Source organism: Paenibacillus sp. NPDC057967, from assembly GCF_042887015.1.
In the GTDB taxonomy this organism is placed as follows: Bacteria; Bacillota; Bacilli; order Paenibacillales; family Paenibacillaceae; genus Pristimantibacillus.
In genome coordinates this window covers 67248-86513 of the sequence record NZ_JBHVQB010000003.1, presented here as the reverse complement: position 1 = coordinate 86513, position 19266 = coordinate 67248, and the positions used below count along the sequence as shown (strand labels likewise).

Here is a 19266-nt window from a genome sequence, read left to right as displayed (position 1 = left end):
CGACATGAAAACAGCAATTTATAATCATTTTCACCCCGAAGAGAAGCCGTTTGTCGATCGGGTACTGGAATGGATAGATCGGTCCGCCATGCAGCATGAGCTGAAGCGGACCGATTTTTTGGACCCCAGACAAGCGCAGATTGTGGAAATGCTGGCTAACCGCAATCCTGATGTGCTTCTGCGGCTGGATGGCGGTCATGCGAATGCGGAGCGCAAGCGTGCGCTGATCGCGCCAGATTACCGCGACGTAGACAACGAGCCGATGCATATTACCGTTCTTGAAGCGAGAGCGGCCGGAGCAACCCATCTTGAACTGGATCATGGCGACTTCTTGGGCGCTTTGCTTGGCCTGGGCATTAAACGCGACCGGATTGGAGATATTCATGTTCATGAGACGTTCGCGCATATTATGGTTACGGATGAGATAGCCGATTATTTAAATATACACCTCCGTCAAGTGCACCGATTAAACGTGCTGACGGATATTCTGCCCCTTGAAGGGCTGAAGCCGATCGTATCGAAGCTGGAGGAGATGAGCTTCACGGTTGCTTCTATGCGGCTGGACGGCATCGCCAGCGATGTGTACCGCATTAGCCGCTCGAAGATTGTGGACCCGATTCGGGCGGGCCGCTGCCGGGTGAACTGGAAGACGGAGGAGAATCCGTCGGAGCCGCTGAAGGAAGGCGATACCGTATCTTTTAAGGGTCTTGGTCGATTTAAGGTGCTTGAAGTCGACGGCGTGACAAAAAAGGGCAGAATTCGTGTAAAGATCGGCAAATTTATTTGACCGGATGCAGGAAAAGGCGAGGGACTGTCGAATCTCTTCTCATCGGAATGTAACGGGTGGTGAACGTGCGATGGCTGCCGCCGGTTGCGTGGGGAACCATAACAGGAATAGGGAGGTGCGCCAATGCCGCTTACGCCATTGGACATACATAACAAGGAGTTTTCGCGCCGTCTGCGCGGCTACGACGAGGATGAAGTGAATGAGTTCCTGGACCAAGTCATCAAAGACTATGAGTCGCTCATTCGTGAAAACAAAGAAATCCAAAATCAGATGTTGGCGCTGCAGGAGAGACTGAATCACTTCTCCAATATCGAAGAGACGCTGAGCAAGACGATTATCGTCGCGCAAGAAGCGGCAGATGAAGTGCGCAACAATGCCAAGAAAGAAGCGCAGCTGATTATCAAGGAAGCGGAGAAAAACGCCGACCGCATCGTGAACGACTCGCTGAACAAGTCGCGCAAAGTTTCGCTGGAGGTCGAAGAGCTGAAGAAGCAAGCCTCGATCTACCGTGCTCGCTTCCGCACGCTTGTCGAAGCGCAGCTTGATCTGCTGAAGCAAGATGGATGGGATACGTTGGATTCGTCGAATTCGGCGCGCGACCCGGAGCGCGAGCTCCTGCGCGGTTAAGGAGGAATGGGTGAAAGCCCGTTTGACAAGAACCGCCGATTTAAGCTATAACTAAACTACTACAATCAATCGAACTTCCATGACGAGAACAAGTACGTTATGCGTTCATTCCCCAGAGAGCCGGATGATTGCTGCAAGTCCGGCGTGTGAGCCATTACGGAATATCATCTCCGAGAAGAGGCGCCTAACCCGCTGTTCAAGCGGCATTAAGCGTCGACGGGCCGTCCTCCGTTACAGGGACCGCGAATCAGCCAGATTCGCTGCTAAGTGCCGCAGATCGCATCGTCTCTATGGGGACGCTGCCAAGCTCTTCATCATGAAGAGGTTCAGCGGAACAAGGGTGGTAACGCGAGACAAGCCTCGTCCCTTCTACAGGGGACGGGGCTTTATTTATTTTCAAGACATGAAAGGGGTTATGACACATGCAACGCGTAGACGTGAAGGAACGCGCGCGCAGCCGCGAGCTGCGAGTGCTGCAGCAATGGAAAGACAATGATACGTTCAAGCAATCGATTCAAAATCGGGAGGGCAAACCTAACTTTGTCTTCTACGAAGGACCGCCAACAGCGAATGGCGCGCCTCATATCGGCCACGTACTGGGCCGCGTCATCAAGGACTTTATCTGCCGCTACAAGACGATGGCGGGCTACCGCGTCGTCCGCAAAGCGGGCTGGGATACACATGGCCTTCCGGTTGAGCTTGGCGTGGAGAAGCAACTGGGTATCTCCGGCAAGCAGGAGATCGAGAATTATGGTGTGGAAGCTTTCGTAAAAAAATGTAAGGACAGCGTATTCGAATATGAGAAGCAATGGCGGGAATTGACGGAAGGGATCGCGTATTGGACCGATCTCGACAATCCGTATATTACGCTGAAGAATGAATATATCGAGAGCGTATGGCATATTCTCTCCACGATTCACAAGAAAGGCCTGCTGTATCGCGGTCACCGCGTCAGCCCGTATTGCCCTTGCTGCCAGACGACATTAAGCTCCCATGAAGTGGCGCAAGGCTACGAGGATGTGAAGGATCTGAGCGCAACGGCCAAGTTCAAGCTAATCGATTCCGGCGACTATGTGCTTGCCTGGACGACGACGCCTTGGACGCTTCCAGCGAACGTAGCGCTGGCGGTTAATCCGGAGCTGAATTATGTCCGCGCATCGAAGGACGGCGAGGTTTACATCGTAGCGGAAGCACTTGCGGAGAGCGTGCTGAAGGAAAACTACGAGGTATTGTCCACACTGAAGGGCGCCGAACTGGCTGGCAAAGCATATGAGCCGCCATTCCGTTATGTGCCGATCGAGAAGGGCCATATCGTCATTACGGGCGATTTCGTCAGCGACACAAGCGGCACGGGTATTGTTCACATCGCGCCTGCTCATGGCGAAGACGACTACAAGGTTGCACGCGCGAACGGCATCAGCATGCTGAGCGTCGTAAACAATGCCGGCCGTTATGTCGATGAAGTGACGGATCTTGCGGGACGCTTTGTGAAGGATTGCGACGTTGATATCGTGAAGATGCTGAGCGAGAAGGGGCTGCTCTATTCCAAAGAGCGCTATGAGCATAGCTACCCCTTCTGCTGGCGCTGCAAATCACCGCTGCTCTATTACGCGACAGAAAGCTGGTTCATTGAGACGACAGCAGTTAAGGATCAACTGATCGCCAACAATAATGGCGTTGACTGGTATCCAGGCCATATCCGCGAAGGACGCTTCGGCAAGTTCCTGGAGGATCTGGTTGATTGGAATATCAGCCGCAATCGCTATTGGGGTACCCCGCTTAACGTATGGGTATGCGAAGCGACCGGCAAGGAATACGCGCCGGAGAGCATTGCGGATCTCCGCGCCCGCGCGGTAGGCGATGTGCCGGAAGATATCGAGCTTCACAAACCTTATGTGGACGATATTATACTGAAATCGCCGTACGCTGAGGGTGCAGTCATGAGACGTACGCCGGAAGTGATCGACGTATGGTTCGACAGCGGCTCCATGCCATTCGCTCAGCAGCACTATCCGTTCGGCGACGAGACGAAGTTCCAGGATCAGTACCCGGCAGATATTATCTGCGAAGGCATCGACCAGACGCGCGGCTGGTTCTTCAGCTTGCTGGCGGTATCGACACTTTACAACGGCAAAGCGCCGTACAAAGCGGTTATCTCGACCGGCCACATTCTCGATGAGAACGGACAGAAGATGTCCAAGTCGAAGGGCAATGTTATCGATCCTTGGGAGATCATCAACGAATACGGCACGGACGCCTTCCGCTGGGCGCTTCTCTCAGACAGCGCGCCATGGAACAGCAAGCGCTTCTCCAGAGGCATCGTAGGCGAAGCCAAGTCGAAGGTAATTGACACAATCGTTAATACGCACGCGTTCTTCGCGCTGTATGCTTCCATCGACGGCTACAAGCCGGAGGAGCATGCTGAGAAGGTATCCGGCAATAAGCTGGACCGCTGGATCGTATCGCGTCTGAACAGCTTGATCAAGACGGTTACGAAAGGCCTTGAAGTAAACGACTTCCTGAACCCTGCCAAGTCGATCGAGCAGTTCGTCGACGAGATGAGCAACTGGTATATCCGCCGCTCCCGCGACCGGTTCTGGGGCAGCGGACTGACGGAAGACAAGGTGGCGGCATACCAGACGCTTCGCCACGTGCTTCTGATCCTATCCCGTCTAATCGCGCCATATGCGCCGCTCCTTGCGGATGACGTATACGGCAATCTGGGAGGCGAAGGCAGCGTTCATCTGGCTGACTTCCCGGTCGCAGATGAAGCGGTTATCAACGATACGCTTGAGCGCGATATGGAAAGCACAAAGGGTATCGTCGAGCTGGCGCGCAACGTACGCAACGAGACGTCGATCAAGACGCGTCAGCCATTGTCCGAATTGATCGTATCGCTGGACGGTGAATTCCCGATCTCGGATTACGAAGAAATCATCAAGGACGAAATCAATGTGAAGAGCATTGTCGTTCAGCATTCCGACAGCGGCTTTGTTGACTTCAACCTCAAGCTGAATCTGAAGGTTGCGGGCAAAAAATACGGCAAGCATGTCGGCCCGATCCAAGGCGCGCTGAAAGCACTGTCAGCTGACGAAGCTCGCGAAGTCGTAACCGGAGGCAGCTTCGGCTTTACGACGGCTGATGGAGAGGCGTTGTCGATCGCTCTGGATGAGCTGCTTGTCGAGAAGCAAGCGAAGTCCGGCTTCGCATCCGCGTCCGGCGGCGGCATGACGGTAGCGCTGAATACGGACATCACGCCTGAGCTGGAGCAAGAAGGCTGGGTGCGTGAAGTGATCCGCGCTGTGCAAGATACGCGCAAGAAGCAGGATCTGCCGATCGAGAAGCGCGTCGACCTGGCGCTGGACGTAGACAGCGAGCTGAAGGCTGCGCTTGAAGCGTTCTCGGATGTTCTCCATGACAATGTGCTGCTTCAATCCGTTTCGTTCGAAGCTTTAGAGGGTATGGAAAGAGTAAAGCTGGGCGAGAAGGAAGTAGGCATTTTCATCAAAGGTTAGGGAAATAGTAAGGGAACAATTGCAAAGTTCATAAATCGCGAAGGCGGTTATGCTTGTTCCGCAAGAGAAGGTTAAGACGGCTAAAGCGCTAAGCTTACAGGATGAAGCCCGCTTGCCCGCCATGCTGGCGGAGCGGGCTTCTCTGCTTTGAACCGGAGGTGATGGGTATGGCGAAGAGAAGACATCAAGGGAAACATCCGCTCCCAGAGCAAGAAGCGAATGACTTAACCATGCTTCAAAAATCGCTGACCGCTCTTAATAAGCGAATGCAGCATATTGCCTCGGAGATGGAGAGAACCCATATTGCGGAATATGTTGATCTGCTGAATCGTCCCATCTCGCTCATCTGGCGCAATCTGTTGTCAGGTGTAGCAAGAGGCGTCGGCATCGCAATCGGGTTCACGTTTTTTGCCGCAACAATTCTGTATGTGCTGCAAATCCTCGGAGCGCTCAATCTTCCCATTATCGGGGATTATATTGCAGATATCGTACGAATTGTACAGATTCAGCTGGAAGGGAAGGGCTATTAGGCGCTACGCCTGATCGTCCTCGTCCTCCAGCATGTGATCGCCTTCCTCGCCCTGCATGTAATGCTCATATTCGCGATTGCGGATAACTGTTACATAACGGCCAGTAATGTCGGTTGCGAGAAAGCTTTCGAGCGATTCCACGTAGCCGTCGTTTTCTTGGGATTCAATACCGATATGCTCGTAATCGGTGGCGTTTCGATTCTCTGACATCGCCGGCGAATCGGCGTTGCCCCAAGACTCGACGATCTGCCAGGCGTCTTCGCCGTCGAAGCCGTTGTAGCCGTCCTCGTGCTCGTCCATGCTCGTCCGGCCAAATGGAGGCTGAAGGAAAATCTCCTCTACAGGACGCCGGTCAGAGACAATATTCCTTGGGGCGTGGCTGACACAGTATAGCGTGTCCGGGACCGCATCCAGCCTTTCATAAGGGATTGGCTCGCTGCAGACGGCACAGACGCCGTAACTGCCACTTTCCATGGCGGCAAGAGCGGCCTCAATCCGGCGAAGGTGAAGCTCTTCCTGCTCCAGCAGGGAGATGTCCTTCTCCCGCTCGTACAGCTCGGTTGCAAGGTCGCCGGGATGATTATCGATAGGCGACAATTCGCCAGTCTGGTCGCGAAGGGAATCGCCTTTGCCGTAATGCTGGTTATGCATCAATCGGGATTCAATTTCCTTATGCTCGTCTTGCAGGCGAAGACGAAGCAGGGCGAGCTGGGAACTGGATGGATTAGACATAAGAAAAAGCACCGTCCTTTGTACCATACATAATTGCTCCATTAGCTTTTGCCGAAGCGGGCGATTTCAGTATGGGCATGGCTGGATGGCAGCAGGGCCCAACCGCTTAGGATATAACTGGTTTCCAGCCGCTCGCCTATGCTACACTAGGTGAAGCGGATATTGCCATGTAGGAACGATGGCGGCATGCCGAATGCAAGTTACCTTTTTTAGGAGTGATCAGATGCGCTATTACTATTACTACCTCATTACTGTGATCGTACTCATCCTGGATTACGTGACCAAAAAAATCGTGGCGACCAAAATGAATCTGTACGATGAAATTAGCGTAATTGGCAACTTCTTCCTCATTACGTCGCACCGCAATCGCGGGGCTGCCTTCGGCATTCTGGAAGGACAACGCGTATTTTTCATTATTATTACGGTAGCTATCGTGTCTGGACTAATCTGGTACACGCATACGATGCGCAAGACGGGCAAGCCGAGATTGTTTATCGGTTTGACGCTGGTATTGGGCGGAGCTGTCGGAAACTTCATCGATCGCGTACGTTTCGGCGAAGTCGTCGACTTCTTCAAATTCAACTTCGGCAGCTATACGTTCCCAATCTTCAACATTGCGGATTCCGCAATTGTAATTGGCGTGGGGCTTATTCTGCTGGATGCGCTGCTTAGCGCCCGCGAGGAGAAGCTCGCGCAAGGACAGGACAACAAGGAGCCAAATGGAGCATGAATAGCAACCTACTGCAAGATGATGACGCAACGCTCGTGGAATGGACAATAGAGTCTGAGCATGCGGGTGAGCGAATTGATAAATGGATTGCCGAAACAATGGACATGCCGGGCTTGTCCCGGACACAAGTTCAGGAGTGGATTAAGGCTGGAGCGGTAACCGTGAACGGCAAGATCGTAAAAGCAAATTACAAGCTGGTTCTCGGCGATGTGCTTGCGATCGATGTGCCGGAATCGGCGGATGCGAATATCGAAGCCGAGGATATACCGCTTGAAGTCGTATACGAGGATTCGGATGTCATTGTGATTAACAAACCAAGAGGAATGGTCGTTCATCCCGCGCCTGGGCATTCCTCCGGCACAGTAGTGAACGCGCTGATGCATCATTGCAAGGATCTCTCAGGCATTAACGGCTTGCTGCGCCCCGGTATCGTACACCGGATTGACAAGGACACGACAGGCCTTCTGATGGCGGCCAAAAACGATCTGGCGCATGTATCGCTTGCAGAGCAATTAAAGGAACATTCCGTCACGCGGAAATATATCGCGCTGGTGCATGGCAACGTGCCTCATGATCAAGGCACGATCGATGCGCCGATCGGACGCGACCGGAACGATCGCAAGCTGTTCACAGTAACGGAGCATAACAGCAAGCCAGCGGTTACACATTTTCTCGTGCTGGAGCGGCTAGGCGACTATACGCTGCTAGAGCTTCAACTGGAGACGGGCCGTACGCATCAAATTCGTGTTCATATGAAATATATCGGCTATCCGATGGCGGGAGATCCCACATACGGACGGAACAAGACGGTTGCGCTGGACGGACAAGCTCTGCATGCTGCGGTACTAGGATTCACGCATCCGCGCACAGGGGAGAGGCTGCTGTTCGAAGCGCCGCTTCCTGAAGATTATGAGCATGTGCTCGCAAGCTTGAAGTCAAGATAAGAGGGTTGTCAGCCGGTGCATATGCATCGGCTGCTTTCGTCTAGCCGCATGGTGATGAACGTATGAATGCGATACTGAAATAAGTGCAAACTTTTGACGATATCCTGCATTATGTTCGATCCTCAAGTGCGCTATCCTAAACGTAGATTAGGTGGATTCTACAAAAGGAAAGGTGAAAGCAATGACAGCCATAAACAACAACTACTTGGAGCTGCAAGGCAGCTATTTATTTTCCGAAATTGCCAAACGCCGTACAACATTCATTCAGGAGAACCCGAATGCCGAGATTATTAGCCTGGGCATCGGCGACGTAACTCGCGGTCTGCCGGAAGCGGTACTTAAGGCGATGCACGAAGCGGTCGATGAACTGGCTCAGCCAGGATCGTTCCGCGGCTATGGGCCGGAGCAAGGCTATGACTTCCTGATTCAAGCGATCATCGAAAATGATTACAAAGCGCGCGGTATTGATATCGCATTGAACGAAGTATTTCTCAGCGACGGTTCCAAATGCGACGTAGGCAACATTCAAGAAATCTTCAGCCAGGACAGCATTGTAGCCGTACAGGACCCTGTGTATCCGGTATATGTAGATACGAATGTTATGGCGGGACGCTCCGGCAAGTACAATCAGGAGACCAAGCGTTACGAGAACATCGTCTACCTGGAATGCACGGCCGAGAATAACTTCAAGCCAAGCTTGCCAGATCGGAAAGTGGATCTGATCTACCTGTGCTATCCGAACAATCCGACAGGCATGACGCTGACGAAGGACGAGCTTAAGGTATGGGTAGACTATGCGAGAGAAAACAATTGCCTGATCTTGTTCGACTCTGCGTATGAGGCATTCATCCAGGAGAAGGATGTGCCGCATAGCATCTATGAAGTAGAAGGCGCGCGCGAAGTGGCTATCGAATTCCGCAGCTTCTCCAAAACAGCCGGCTTCACAGGCGTACGCTGTGCCTATACGGTCGTGCCGCGCGAACTGAAGGGTCTGGATGCAAGCGGCAATTCTGTCTTGATCAACGATCTGTGGAACCGCCGCCATACGACGAAGTTCAATGGCGTATCATATGTGACGCAACGCGGTGCTGCTGCGATCTATTCTCCTGAGGGCAAGGAGCAAATCTCTTCGCTTGTAGAATACTACATGACGAATGCAGCGATTATCCGCGACGGACTGGCATCGATCGGCCTTGAAGTGTTCGGCGGCGTGAATGCGCCTTACATTTGGCTGAAGACGCCGCAAGGCATGGATTCCTGGAGCTTCTTCGACAAACTGCTCTCCGAAGCGAATATTGTCGGCACGCCGGGCGTGGGCTTCGGCCAAAGCGGTCAAGGCTACTTCCGTCTGACGGCGTTCGGCAGCCGCGAGAATACGGAGAAAGCGGTAGACCGCATCCGCCAGCTTAGCCTGTAATCGATATTTGATGAACAAACCTATGGCATTGCCAGCGCTATCCTTGTATAGTCGGGTACGGATTTCTTACACTATGACTATGCGAAGGGCACTACGCTCTTGACTTCTTATGTCGAACATGGGATAATTCCTATGATACAGAGCAGTACCTTTAAATCAGTCCCGTGAGACTGGCAAGGTAGCGTGAATATAGGTCTATATTCGGATAGGATGGGGAACCCTCGACTTGCGGCTCATACCGCAGGTGAGAATGGACCTGCTCTATTCCTGACTAATCACACCAACTCCTTGCGAACTCCGCAAGGAGTTTTTTTGTCGGAGCTACGGAAAAAAGTTGAGTGAAGAGGTGAGCGGCTATGGCAGAAGAAGAGCATCTGGTCATTATGGACGAAACGGCGATTCGCCGGGCGTTGACGCGAATCGCGCATGAAATTGTCGAAAAGAACAAAGGCATCGACGACTGCATCATCGTAGGGATTCGGACAAGAGGCATCTATTTAGCTAACCGCGTCGCGGAACGGATCGGAGAGATTGAAGGAAGGCCGGTTCCGGTTCGGGAGCTCGATATTACACATTATCGGGATGACCGGCTGGATGCGGCGGCGACGAAGACGGAAGCCTCGGCTGCGCTTGGCGAGCTGGAGGGCATGCCTTTTACTACGAAGGACAAGATCATTATTCTGTTCGACGATGTGCTGTATACAGGCCGGACGATCCGCGCCGCCATGGACGCCCTGATGGATTGCGGGAGGCCGAGAAGCATTCAGCTTGCTGTGCTGGTCGACCGGGGTCATCGTGAGCTGCCGATCAGGCCTGACTTTATCGGGAAGAACGTTCCTACCTCCAAGCAAGAACAAATCCAAGTCGCGCTAACAGAGATCGATACACTCGATCAAGTGACCTTAATCAACCAAAGGGGGTAGACCTGACATGACGCTTGCACAATTGAAAGAGCGCAGCTTGCTCGGTCTGAAAGACCTTGACAAAGAAGAAATCGAATCCATCCTGGAGCGAGCGGCTTATTGGGAGAAGCACCCGGTTAAAGTGCATGGGGGTCAGCAAGGAAAGTTTGCGGCGAACATGTTTTTCGAGAACAGCACAAGAACGAGATTTTCGTTCGAGGTAGCGGAGAAGCGGCTTGGCGCCGAGGTGATCAACTTCTCTTCGGCTGCATCCAGCGTTGAGAAGGGCGAGTCGATCTATGATACGGTACGGACGCTTGAATCGATGGGCATCGACGTCGGCGTCATTCGACTCAAGCCGTCAGGGCTGCTCGCCGAGCTGGCTGAGAAAATCAAAGTACCGCTGGTCAATGCGGGAGACGGCAATAACGAGCATCCTACGCAGGCGCTGCTCGATCTATATACGATGCGCAAGCAGTTCGGTTCGCTGGGCGGCTTGAACGTATCGATCATCGGCGACATTCTTCACAGCCGGGTAGCGCGTTCCAATCTGTGGGCGCTGCGCAAGTTCGGGGCCAATGTAAACTTCTGTGCACCGGACAACATGCAGGCGAAGGAGTTGGACGCGCCTTACATCTCCATGGACGAAGCGCTTAAGGCGGATGTGGTCATGATGCTGAGAGTACAGCTGGAGCGCCATGAGGGCGGCATGCTGAATTCGGCGGAGTCCTACCGCGAGCAATATGGCTTGACTGTAGAGCGCGCACAGCGCATCGCGCCTCATGCGATTATCATGCATCCCGCTCCGGTCAACCGGAACGTTGAGATCGACGGAGATTTGGTGGAACATCCGCAATCCCGCATTTTCCCTCAGATGGAGAACGGCGTACCGATCCGAATGGCGGTAATCGAACGCGCACTTAGCTAAGCGCGCAGGGACAAGGCTTCCATGGAAGCCACTGGCAGCAGGCGACAGAGCGAATACAATCGGAGGGTGATCAGAACATGTCATTGTGGATAATTAACGGCAACGTATGGAATGAAGAGAGCGGCAAGCTGGAGCAAAAACACATACGCGTAAGCGACGGACGAATTGCTGAGATTGTTGACGCCGGAGTGATCGACACTGGCAGCGCGGAAGTGATTGACGCGAAGGGCAAGCTGGTATCGGCAGGCTTCATCGATATGCACGTCCATCTGCGCGATCCTGGCTTTGAACATAAAGAGGACATCGTGACAGGTTCCCGGTCGGCGGCCAAAGGCGGTTTTACAACAATCGCATGCATGCCGAATACACGCCCTGTCATCGACAAGCCTGAGACCGTAAAATATGTATTGGACAAAGCGACTGAAGCTGGACTGGTGAAAGTGCTGCCTTACGCAGCCATTACGAAAAACGAGCTTGGACGAGAGCTGACGGATTTCGCTGCCTTGAAGGAAGCGGGAGCAATCGGATTCACGGACGACGGCGTAGGTGTACAGAATGCGCAAATGATGAAAAACGCGATGGCGCTGGCCAAATCGCTGGATATGCCGGTCATTGCACACTGCGAGGACGATTCGCTGGTGGAGGGAGCTTGGGCTTCGGAAGGTGAATTCTCCCGCAAGCATGGCATTAAAGGCATCCCGAATGAATCGGAAGCGATCCATGTGGGCCGGGACGTGCTGCTCGCTGAAGCGACAGGCGTGCACTACCACGTCTGCCATGTCAGCACGGAGCAATCGGTACGCCTCATCAGACTGGCGAAGTCGATCGGCGTATCGGTAACCGCGGAGGTATGTCCGCATCACCTGCTTCTGTCAGACGAGGATATCCCGGGTCTGGACGATGCGAACTGGAAGATGAATCCGCCGCTGCGCACGCCGCGCGATGTGCAGGCCGTCATCGAAGGGCTCCAGGACGGCACGCTGGACATGATCGTAACGGACCATGCGCCGCATAGCGCGGAAGAGAAAGCTCGCGGCGTTGACCTTGCGCCATTCGGCATCGTCGGCTTCGAGACAGCCTTCCCGCTTCTATATACGAAGTTTGTTGCGACAGGCAAGTGGACGCTTGGCTTCCTCTTGAAGCGCATGACGCAAGATCCTGCCCGCGTGTTCCGCCTGGAGACAGGCCGCCTGGAGCAAGGCGCGCCGGCAGACCTGACGATTGTAGATCTGGAGAACGAGCGCGCGGTTGACCCTGCGACGTTCTTGTCGAAGAGCAACAATACACCATTTGGCGGCTGGGAGCTCAAGGGCTGGCCGGTTACAACGATTGTCGACGGTAAAGTCGTCTGGTCGGAATAAGGAATAGATTCGGATACCATTTTAAGCATAAAAGAACACCAGAGGAGTGATACGGATGCAAGCAAGACTATTGTTGGAAGACGGAACATTATTCACCGGCTTGTCCTTCGGCGCGGAAGCGCAGATGATGGGCGAGGTTGTATTTAATACAGGCATCACAGGGTACCAGGAGGTTCTCTCAGATCCTTCCTACTGCGGACAAATCGTGACCATGACGTATCCGCTGATCGGCAACTACGGCATTACACGCGATGACTTCGAAGCCATTCGTCCTTACATTCACGGCTTTGTCGTTCGCCGCCATGAGCCAGTGCCAAGCAACTGGCGCGCTCAATATTCGCTGGGACAACTGCTGAAAGAATACGGCATTCCGGGCATCAGCGACATCGATACACGCATGCTTACCCGCAAATTGCGCCACTTCGGCACAATGAGAGGTCTGATTACAACGGGCAATGAGCGTGTGGAAGAATTGGCAGAGCGCCTGAACCTGTCCACTTTGATGACAGACCAGGTTGCGCGCACATCAACAAAGCATGTATTCGCAAGCCCAGGCAACCGCGAGCGCATCGTATTGGTTGACTTCGGTGCGAAGAGCGGCATTCTGCGCGAGCTGACGCAGCGCGGCTGCGACGTTGTCGTTGTGCCTCACGATACTACGGCAGACGAGATTCGCCGCCTGGCGCCGGACGGCATCCAGCTGTCCAACGGCCCTGGGGACCCGAAAGACGTACCGCATGCGGTTAAGATGATCTCTGAGCTGCTTGGTGAAATTCCGATCTTTGGCATCTGCCTCGGACACCAACTGTTCGCACTGGCTTGCGGAGCGGATACAGGCAAGCTGAAATTCGGCCATCGCGGCGGCAACCATCCGGTTAAGGAACTGGCGACAAACCGCTGCTACATTACTTCCCAGAATCACGGATACACGGTTGTGGATTCTTCGATTGAAGGAACCGAGCTGGAAGTTACACATATCAACAACAATGATAAAACGATCGAAGGACTTAAACATAGCAAGTTCCCGGCATTCTCCGTGCAGTACCATCCAGAAGCGGCACCGGGACCGTTCGACTCCAGCTATCTGTTCGATGAATTCCTGGAGATGATCCGCACGCACAAACAAAACAACCCACAAAAACCTCGTCAGGCTGTGTTGTCGGAGACGTTGAAAGGAGAGCTTCAATATGCCCAAAAATAATGAACTCAAAAAAATTCTCGTAATCGGGTCCGGCCCGATTGTCATCGGACAAGCGGCGGAATTCGACTACGCAGGCACGCAAGCTTGCCAGGCGCTGAAGGAAGAAGGCTATGAAGTTGTACTGATCAACAGCAACCCGGCTACGATCATGACGGATACCAACATGGCAGACAAAGTATACATTGAGCCGATTACGCTTGAATTCGTAAGCCAAATCATTCGTCAAGAACGTGCGGATGGTCTGCTGCCTACGCTTGGCGGACAGACTGGCCTGAACATGGCCGTTGAACTGGCGCGCGCAGGCGTGCTGGAACGCGAAAATGTGAAGCTGCTCGGCACACAGCTGACAGCAATCGAGAAAGCGGAAGACCGCGACCTGTTCCGAGAGCTGATGCGCGAGCTGGAGCAGCCGGTACCGGACAGCGACATCGTTACGACAGTTGAAGACGCGGTAGCATTCGCGAACAGCATCGGCTATCCGATCATCGTTCGTCCTGCCTACACGCTGGGCGGCACAGGCGGCGGTATCTGTGCGAACGAGGAAGAGCTGCGCGAGATCGTAGCCTCCGGCATCCGCTACAGCCCGATTAGCCAATGCTTGATTGAGAAATCGATCGCCGGCATGAAGGAAGTCGAATACGAGGTTATGCGTGACGCAAATGACAACTGCATCGTGGTCTGCAACATGGAGAACTTCGATCCGGTTGGCGTACACACAGGTGACAGTATCGTCGTAGCTCCTTCCCAAACCTTGTCTGACCGTGAATATCAAATGCTGCGTTCGGCATCTCTGAAAATCATTAGAGCGCTGAACATCGAGGGCGGCTGCAATGTTCAGTTCGCGCTTGACCCGCACAGCTACCAATACTATGTCATCGAAGTGAACCCGCGTGTAAGCCGCTCCTCGGCGCTGGCATCCAAAGCGACTGGCTACCCGATCGCGAAGATGGCTGCAAAGATCGCAATCGGCTACACACTGGATGAGCTTGTAAACCCGGTTACAGGCCAAACTTATGCATGCTTCGAGCCTACACTTGACTATATTGTATCGAAAATTCCGCGCTGGCCGTTCGACAAGTTCGTAAACGCGAACCGCAAGCTCGGCACGCAAATGAAAGCGACTGGCGAAGTTATGGCGATCGGCCGTACATTCGAAGAGTCGATTCATAAAGCAGTGCGTTCCCTGGAAATCGGAGCACACCGCCTGCATCTGAAAGAAGCGACTTCCCTTGAGGAAGACGTGCTGCGCATGCGTCTGGCTAAGCCGGATGACGAGCGCATGTTCCTCGTAGCGGAAGCATTCCGCCGCGGCTTCTCCCTGCAAGAGCTGCAGGACATTACAAATATCGACTGGTGGTTCCTGGACAAAATCCAATCCATCGTCGCTTTCGAGGATCGTCTGCGCAAGGAAGCGACACTGTCGGCTCAGTCGCTGTATGAAGCGAAGCGCAAAGGCTTCTCCGACCGCTCCATCGCAGAAATCCGCAAGGAAGGCTTCCCGAATGGCAGCCATACGACAGAAGCGGATGTACGCGCGTTCCGTCTGCAAAACAACCTGAAGCCAGTCTACAAAATGGTTGATACTTGCGCAGCGGAATTTGAAGCGACAACACCTTACTACTACTCGACGTATGAAGTAGAGAATGAAGTCATCGAAACGACGAAGCAGAAGGTGCTGGTGCTTGGCTCCGGACCGATCCGTATCGGCCAAGGCATCGAGTTCGACTACTCGACAGTTCACGCTGTATGGGCGATTCAAAAAGCGGGCTATGAAGCGGTTATTATCAACAACAACCCGGAGACGGTATCCACCGACTTCAGCACTTCCGACCGCTTGTACTTCGAGCCGCTCTTCTTCGAAGACGTGATGAACGTCATCGAGCAAGAGAAGCCTATCGGGGTCATTGTACAGTTCGGCGGACAAACTGCGATCAACCTGGCTGCTCCGCTTGCCAAAGCGGGCGTGCGCATCCTGGGCTCCAGCCTGGAGAGCATTGATGCTGCGGAAGACCGCAAGAAGTTCGAAGCGCTGCTTCGCAAGCTGAACATCGCGCAGCCTGAAGGCAGCACGGTAACATCAGTCGACGAAGCGGTTGTAACGGCACAGAAGCTCGGTTACCCGGTGCTGGTACGTCCATCCTACGTTCTGGGCGGACGTGCTATGGAAATCGTCTACTCCGACCAAGAGCTGCTTAGCTACATGGAAGTGGCTGTGAAGATCAATCCGGAGCATCCGGTTCTGGTCGACCGCTACATGCTGGGCAAGGAAGCGGAAGTCGACGCGATCTGCGACGGCGAGACCGTACTCATCCCGGGCATTATGGAGCATGTCGAGCGCGCAGGCGTTCACTCCGGCGACTCCATTGCGGTCTATCCGCCGCAATCACTGTCTGATGATATCAAGCAGCAAATTGTCGACATCACGATCAAGATTGCCAAAGAATTTAAAGTTATCGGTCTGGTTAATATCCAGTTCGTTATCCATCAAGAAAAAGCTTACGTCATCGAAGTTAACCCGCGCTCCTCGCGTACGGTTCCGTTCCTGAGCAAAGTAACGAGCCTGCCGATGGCGAACCTGGCGACACAAGCGATTATGGGCACAAAGCTGTCCGAGCTTGGCTATACAGACGGTCTGTGGCCGGAAGACGAATACGTATCGGTAAAAGTACCGGTATTCTCCTTCGCGAAGCTGCGCCGCGTCGACCCTACGCTGACACCGGAGATGAAGTCGACAGGCGAGGTTATGGGCCGTGATGTGCAATATGCGAAAGCCCTTTACAAAGGACTTATCGGTGCAGGCATGAAAATTCCGACAGCGGGCACGATTGTGGCAACCGTTGCGGATAAAGATAAAGAAGAAGCTACGGAGCTGCTCCGCGGATTCTACAATATCGGCTACAAAATCATCGCAACCGGCGGTACGGCCGACGCGCTTGAAGCAGCAGGTCTGTATGTGACCCGCGTGAACAAGCTGAGCGAAGGCTCGCCGAACATCCTGGATCTGGTACGCGAAGGCAAAGCCCAATTCGTCGTCAACACGCTGACGAAAGGCAAGACGCCGGAGCGCGACGGATTCCGTATTCGCCGCGAAGCGGTCGAGAACGGCGTGGTCTGCATGACCTCCCTGGATACCGTTCGCGCATTGCTGAACATGATGGAGACGATCAACTTCTCCTCGCATGCCATGCCGGTTGTACAGAAGTAAGCAATAAGACGAAGCTTCTGGGGCGTTCATCCGCCTCAGAAGCTTCAACACTATATAGAGGGGGACATGGCTGTGAAACTGACAAGAGAACAAGCGGCGAAGCGCATTATGGTAGCGCTGGATTACCCGGATGCTGCTGCAGCCGAGAAATTGATCGGGGAGCTGAAGGGCATTCCTTGCTATATGAAGGTTGGAATGCAGCTGTTCTACGCGGCGGGACCTGCTTTCGTATCGAGCTTGAAGGAACGCGGCTATTATGTCTTCCTGGACGTGAAGATGCATGACATTCCCAATACGGTCAAAGGCGGCTCCAACAGTGTAACAAAGCTTGGCGTAGATATGTTCAACGTACATGCAGGCGGAGGACAAGCCATGATGGAAGCGGCGCTTGAAGGCGTGGATGCCGCCTTGTCTGGCGGTGCAGTGAAGCCTGCAGTGATTGCGGTTACTCATCTGACCAGTACAAGCCAGCCGGTTCTGAACGAGCAAATCGGGATCGGGGGAACGGTGGAGGAAGCGGTGCTTCGTTATGCTTCGCTTGCGAAGACAGCGGGTCTAGACGGCGTCGTGGCTTCTCCATCGGAAGTGGTGGCGATCAAGTCGACGCTGGGCGCTTCCTTCCAGACGGTCACACCGGGCATCCGGCCTGCCGGAGCAGCGCTGAACGACCAGTCCCGCATTATGACGCCAGCTGAAGCGCTTCGTCAAGGTACGGATTATATGGTCATTGGCCGCCCGATTACTGCGGCTGCAGAGCCGCGCGAAGCATTGGAATCTATTATCGAGGAGCTGATTTCGGTTGAGTAACGTATCATTGGCGGCACTGCCTAACGAAATTGCAAAAAGTTTGCTGGAGATCGGAGCAGTTGCGCTTCGTCCGAACGAACCGTTTACCTGGACTTCTGGTCTAAAATCCCCAATCTACTGCGATAATCGTCTTACCATGACGTATCCGGCTATCCGTGATCTGGTGGCGGAAGGCTTCGCAACGATTATCCGCGAGCGATACCCTGACGCGGAAGTGATTGCAGGTACCTCGACTGCAGGCATCCCGCATGCAGCTTGGGTTGCTCAGAAGCTGAATCTTCCGATGGCTTATATTCGCGACAAGGCGAAAGGCCACGGCAAGCAAAATCAAATCGAAGGCCGGATCAACCCGGGTCAAAAAGTCATCGTTATCGAGGACTTGATTTCGACTGGCGGCAGCTCCCTGAAGGCTGCGCAAGCTGTTCGTGAGGCAGGGGCTGAAGTGAGCGCCGTTCTGGCCATCTTCACTTATCAATTCCCGCATGCGGCTCAAGCGTTCGAGAATGACGGCTTCACGCTTGACACGCTATCGAACTATTCAGCCCTGATTGAGACGGCTGTTCAGCTTGGGAAAGTAGCGGAAGCAGACGTTGCAGCGCTTCAGGCTTGGCGCAATGATCCGCAATCGTTCGGCAAGTAATAGCCGGCAATAAATAATGAAGAACGTACTGTCTCAATGAGACATTAGCTTATCGAGAAACCTTGTGTTTATTTAAAACGCAGGGTTTTTCTTTTTTTGCCTATGTACATAAAATGCCGAGGACATTTATCCTCTCCACTCTCCTCTTCAGACTGTCGTGAAACCTTTTACAAAGCTCCATGCGCTTGATGTACGAAGTGGTAGTTATCGAGAAGTTTGTCGAACCATAAATTGGATATTAAGCCTCATTGAACCAACCTTCTAATAATCGTAAACTCAAACTGTATTCCAATAATATCCTATAGGAGGTTTTTTATGAGAAAAATATTTCGAATCTACGGACTTGCTGCATTGATCTTAATTATGACTGCAACCACTGTATATGCTGCCAATCAATCCAGTTCCGCTTACGCCAAAGGAGGAGGGAATGACGGAAGTTCCTCGTATATTACCGGTCAAGGTCAAATGGGCAGAATGAAATTTAATTCATCCGGCGGCGGCTATGGCTTCTATGAAAAAGTTTGCTCAGGAACGACCACTTATAGCCCTGCCACCTTTATCCCAGCCAGCGGCGGTTCAGTTGATGAACTTGTACCCATGCCATCCGGCTGCCAGTTCAAGCTGCACATTACTAGCGGAACGTTCCCGGTAGCCGGCACCATTCAAAACTACGATTAATACTCACGCAAGCGCTTTCCCATTAGGAAGAGCGATAGACTGTCGGGATAGTTTCGGCAGTCTATTTTTATACCTATTTCTTTTAATATAACGCCTTAATGATTAGGTATAAATATACAAATTCACATAATTACATGGTTATTTTATGCTCGTTCAAATATCGGAAAGTAGAATACTATGCTTCGATCCGGAGAGATGGAACGTCCCTCTGAAGTTTGATAAATGCTTCCGCTCAAAGAACACCGAAGTTTCTCATCATAGC

Annotated in this window: 16 protein-coding genes and 1 other annotated feature; of the genes, 15 read left to right on the top strand and 1 reads right to left on the bottom strand. The window is 53.1% G+C overall.

Going from position 1 to position 19266, the window contains the following annotated elements:
- The first annotated feature begins 4 nt into the window (after positions 1 to 4).
- The 4 genes from ACFVSO_RS07855 (at position 5) to ACFVSO_RS07840 (ending at position 5459) form a co-directional block, all read left to right on the top strand.
- Positions 5 to 787 carry a YlmH family RNA-binding protein gene (locus ACFVSO_RS07855; RefSeq protein ID WP_387471902.1) on the top strand — a complete coding sequence of 261 codons (783 nt, stop codon included), beginning with the start codon at positions 5 to 7 and terminating at the stop codon, positions 785 to 787.
- Between the two features lie 123 nt (positions 788 to 910).
- Positions 911 to 1414, top strand: coding sequence for a DivIVA domain-containing protein (locus ACFVSO_RS07850; RefSeq protein WP_387471900.1), 504 nt, complete (start codon positions 911 to 913; stop codon positions 1412 to 1414).
- Positions 1415 to 1484: 70 nt separating this feature from the next.
- Positions 1485 to 1785, top strand: a binding site (T-box leader).
- A 51-nt stretch (positions 1786 to 1836) separates the two neighbouring features.
- The gene (ileS, locus tag ACFVSO_RS07845) at positions 1837 to 4929 is read left to right on the top strand and encodes an isoleucine--tRNA ligase (protein ID WP_387471898.1); all 3093 of its coding nucleotides are present in this window, start codon (positions 1837 to 1839) and stop codon (positions 4927 to 4929) included.
- A 230-nt stretch (positions 4930 to 5159) separates the two neighbouring features.
- The gene (locus ACFVSO_RS07840) at positions 5160 to 5459 is read left to right on the top strand and encodes a DUF5665 domain-containing protein (protein ID WP_387472856.1); all 300 of its coding nucleotides are present in this window, start codon (positions 5160 to 5162) and stop codon (positions 5457 to 5459) included.
- A gap of 3 nt (positions 5460 to 5462) precedes the next feature.
- On the opposite strand, the gene ACFVSO_RS07835 is transcribed toward ACFVSO_RS07840, so the two are convergent.
- The gene (locus ACFVSO_RS07835) at positions 5463 to 6191 is read right to left on the bottom strand and encodes a TraR/DksA C4-type zinc finger protein (RefSeq protein ID WP_387472854.1); all 729 of its coding nucleotides are present in this window, start codon (positions 6189 to 6191) and stop codon (positions 5463 to 5465) included.
- A gap of 223 nt (positions 6192 to 6414) precedes the next feature.
- Between ACFVSO_RS07835 and lspA the strand changes: the two genes are divergently transcribed.
- The 11 genes from lspA (at position 6415) to ACFVSO_RS07780 (ending at position 19004) form a co-directional block, all read left to right on the top strand.
- Positions 6415 to 6921 (top strand): signal peptidase II, encoded by a 507-nt coding sequence (lspA, locus tag ACFVSO_RS07830; RefSeq protein ID WP_387471896.1) that lies wholly within the window; start codon positions 6415 to 6417, stop codon positions 6919 to 6921.
- A complete protein-coding gene (locus tag ACFVSO_RS07825; RefSeq protein WP_387471893.1) occupies positions 6918 to 7865 on the top strand; it encodes an RluA family pseudouridine synthase in 948 nt (315 codons plus the stop codon). Before lspA ends, ACFVSO_RS07825 begins: the two co-directional genes overlap by 4 nt.
- Before the next feature lie 181 nt (positions 7866 to 8046).
- Complete coding sequence (locus tag ACFVSO_RS07820) at positions 8047 to 9282, top strand: LL-diaminopimelate aminotransferase (RefSeq protein ID WP_387471891.1); 1236 nt, start codon at positions 8047 to 8049, stop codon at positions 9280 to 9282.
- Positions 9283 to 9638: 356 nt separating this feature from the next.
- Positions 9639 to 10205 carry a bifunctional pyr operon transcriptional regulator/uracil phosphoribosyltransferase PyrR gene (gene pyrR, locus ACFVSO_RS07815; RefSeq protein WP_387471889.1) on the top strand — a complete coding sequence of 189 codons (567 nt, stop codon included), beginning with the start codon at positions 9639 to 9641 and terminating at the stop codon, positions 10203 to 10205.
- 7 nt (positions 10206 to 10212) lie between these two features.
- Complete coding sequence (locus tag ACFVSO_RS07810; protein WP_387471887.1) at positions 10213 to 11112, top strand: aspartate carbamoyltransferase catalytic subunit; 900 nt, start codon at positions 10213 to 10215, stop codon at positions 11110 to 11112.
- Positions 11113 to 11189: 77 nt separating this feature from the next.
- Positions 11190 to 12473, top strand: coding sequence for a dihydroorotase (locus tag ACFVSO_RS07805; protein ID WP_387471885.1), 1284 nt, complete (start codon positions 11190 to 11192; stop codon positions 12471 to 12473).
- A 55-nt stretch (positions 12474 to 12528) separates the two neighbouring features.
- Positions 12529 to 13674 carry a carbamoyl phosphate synthase small subunit gene (locus tag ACFVSO_RS07800; RefSeq protein ID WP_387471883.1) on the top strand — a complete coding sequence of 382 codons (1146 nt, stop codon included), beginning with the start codon at positions 12529 to 12531 and terminating at the stop codon, positions 13672 to 13674.
- Entirely contained in the window at positions 13661 to 16879 is a 3219-nt protein-coding gene (gene carB, locus ACFVSO_RS07795) for a carbamoyl-phosphate synthase large subunit (RefSeq protein WP_387471881.1), read from the top strand. Before ACFVSO_RS07800 ends, carB begins: the two co-directional genes overlap by 14 nt.
- 72 nt (positions 16880 to 16951) lie before the next feature.
- Positions 16952 to 17686 carry an orotidine-5'-phosphate decarboxylase gene (gene pyrF, locus ACFVSO_RS07790; RefSeq protein WP_387471879.1) on the top strand — a complete coding sequence of 245 codons (735 nt, stop codon included), beginning with the start codon at positions 16952 to 16954 and terminating at the stop codon, positions 17684 to 17686.
- Positions 17679 to 18326, top strand: a complete 648-nt coding sequence (gene pyrE, locus ACFVSO_RS07785; protein WP_387471877.1) for an orotate phosphoribosyltransferase — start codon at positions 17679 to 17681, stop codon at positions 18324 to 18326. Before pyrF ends, pyrE begins: the two co-directional genes overlap by 8 nt.
- Before the next feature lie 315 nt (positions 18327 to 18641).
- Complete coding sequence (locus ACFVSO_RS07780; protein WP_387471875.1) at positions 18642 to 19004, top strand: hypothetical protein; 363 nt, start codon at positions 18642 to 18644, stop codon at positions 19002 to 19004.
- The last annotated feature ends 262 nt before the right edge of the window (positions 19005 to 19266 follow it).

Bases quoted from the DNA above. Each gene is read 5' to 3' on its own strand.
- ACFVSO_RS07855 (WP_387471902.1), top strand. From the start codon at position 5: ATGAAAACAGCAATTTATAATCATTTTCACCCCGAAGAGAAGCCGTTT.
- ACFVSO_RS07850 (WP_387471900.1), top strand. From the start codon at position 911: ATGCCGCTTACGCCATTGGACATACATAACAAGGAGTTTTCGCGCCGT.
- ileS (WP_387471898.1), top strand. From the start codon at position 1,837: ATGCAACGCGTAGACGTGAAGGAACGCGCGCGCAGCCGCGAGCTGCGA.
- ACFVSO_RS07840 (WP_387472856.1), top strand. From the start codon at position 5,160: ATGCTTCAAAAATCGCTGACCGCTCTTAATAAGCGAATGCAGCATATT.
- ACFVSO_RS07835 (WP_387472854.1), bottom strand. From the start codon at position 6,191: ATGTCTAATCCATCCAGTTCCCAGCTCGCCCTGCTTCGTCTTCGCCTG.
- lspA (WP_387471896.1), top strand. From the start codon at position 6,415: ATGCGCTATTACTATTACTACCTCATTACTGTGATCGTACTCATCCTG.
- ACFVSO_RS07825 (WP_387471893.1), top strand. From the start codon at position 6,918: ATGAATAGCAACCTACTGCAAGATGATGACGCAACGCTCGTGGAATGG.
- ACFVSO_RS07820 (WP_387471891.1), top strand. From the start codon at position 8,047: ATGACAGCCATAAACAACAACTACTTGGAGCTGCAAGGCAGCTATTTA.
- pyrR (WP_387471889.1), top strand. From the start codon at position 9,639: ATGGCAGAAGAAGAGCATCTGGTCATTATGGACGAAACGGCGATTCGC.
- ACFVSO_RS07810 (WP_387471887.1), top strand. From the start codon at position 10,213: ATGACGCTTGCACAATTGAAAGAGCGCAGCTTGCTCGGTCTGAAAGAC.
- ACFVSO_RS07805 (WP_387471885.1), top strand. From the start codon at position 11,190: ATGTCATTGTGGATAATTAACGGCAACGTATGGAATGAAGAGAGCGGC.
- ACFVSO_RS07800 (WP_387471883.1), top strand. From the start codon at position 12,529: ATGCAAGCAAGACTATTGTTGGAAGACGGAACATTATTCACCGGCTTG.
- carB (WP_387471881.1), top strand. From the start codon at position 13,661: ATGCCCAAAAATAATGAACTCAAAAAAATTCTCGTAATCGGGTCCGGC.
- ACFVSO_RS07780 (WP_387471875.1), top strand. From the start codon at position 18,642: ATGAGAAAAATATTTCGAATCTACGGACTTGCTGCATTGATCTTAATT.